Below are 1,510 nucleotides of genomic sequence, written 5' to 3'. Positions count from 1 at the left end.
TGGACCATCAGCGGTGGTATGGTGCTCGGGAGGATATGGCGCCACAGCACCTTGGGCAGGCGCGCGCCGCCGCAGAGCGCGGCCTCCACGTAAGGACGCTCCCGAACACCCAGAACCACCGAACGGACCAGCCGCGTGACGCCTGGGAGATCGGGGATCGTTATCGCGACGATGAGGATGCCGATCCCGGGGCCTGTCAGAGAAATAAGGGCGATAGCAAGCAGAAATGTCGGGATCGACATAAGGCCGTCCATGACGCGCATTACGATGTTATCGAAGCTGCGGACATAGCCAGCAATAACTCCGATAAGAAGCCCGCCTAGAGCCGCGCCCACCGCCGCCGTCAATCCCACCAAAAGTGAGATCCGGGCGCCGAACACCGTTCGTGCAAACACGTCACGGCCCAGATTATCGCTTCCGAACCACAAGTCAGCTGACGGTGGCTGGAGGCGCTTGAATGGATCCATGTTCACCGGATCGCCGGCGAAAAGCGGGGCAGCGAGCGCCAGAATGATCAACAGCGCCAACAGGCCGCCGCCAATCACGACCAGCGGATGCCGCCGCGCCAGACGGGGAAGGTCAGATATTCGCAGGCGGCCCGTCGGGACGTATTCAACAGGTGCGGAGAGGAGCGTCATAATCAGTACCGGATGCGGGGGTCGACGAGGGTGTAGGAAAGATCGACCCCGAGATTGATAAGGACGTACAGACCCGAAACCAGGATGAGCACACCTTGAATGATAGGGTAATCGCGGTTGTTGATCGCATCGACCACCAGGCGACCGACACCAGGTATGTTGAACACCGTTTCCGTTATGACGACGCCGCCGATCAGCCCTGCGAAACTTAAGCCGATCACGGTGAGGATCGGCACACCCGCATTCTTCAGAGCGTGGTGGAAAAGCATGGCATAGGACGAGGCGCCCTTGGCGGCGGCAGTTCGCATATAGTCTTCCGACAGAACCTCCAGCATGCTCGCGCGTGTTATCCTGGCGATGAAGGCAATGTAGGGAACGCTCAAAGTCACGGTCGGCAGGATCAGGCGCACAAGCCAAGGCCCGAAGCCATGGTCGATAGGCTGGTATCCTTGGACGGGCAGCCAATGTGCCCTGACAGCGAACACGTATATGAGAAAGAAGCCGACGACAAACACCGGGACAGAAAAACCAAGTGTCGCGAATGCCGTCAGGATGCGATCAACAAGACCGCCAGCTCGCCACGCGGCGAGGACGCCGAAGGAGACCCCGACCGTCACCGAAACGATCATCGTCAGGATCGACAGGGAAATGGTCGGCTCAAGCCGCTGCGAGATGAGCTCGAGAACCGGTCGTCCGGCAAAGATCGAGGTGCCGAAATCGCCGCCGAGCATGTCCCAGACCCAACGTATGAACTGAACCGGCAGCGGATCGTTCAGTCCCAGCCGCTCGCGGATGCCGGCGATCATCTCCGCCGTGGCCGACTTGCCGGCGATCATGGCCGCCGGGTCGCCGGGCGCCAGCCTGAGAAGCAG

General features: G+C 60.8%; 2 protein-coding genes. Both read right to left on the bottom strand.

The features are described from left to right. The coding region (locus G6N73_RS35575) for an ABC transporter permease (protein WP_165034524.1) at positions 1-638 on the bottom strand (638 nt) is incomplete at its 3' end. Between the two features lie 2 nt (positions 639-640). Beyond that, positions 641-1,510: ABC transporter permease (locus G6N73_RS35570; RefSeq protein ID WP_246252833.1), on the bottom strand; the 870-nt coding region annotated here is incomplete at its 5' end.

Source organism: Allomesorhizobium camelthorni (genome assembly GCF_011045125.1).
In the GTDB taxonomy this organism is placed as follows: domain Bacteria; phylum Pseudomonadota; class Alphaproteobacteria; order Rhizobiales; family Rhizobiaceae; genus Allomesorhizobium; species Allomesorhizobium camelthorni.
Note: the sequence above shows the minus strand (reverse complement) of the source record. Positions and strands in the feature narration are given on the sequence as shown.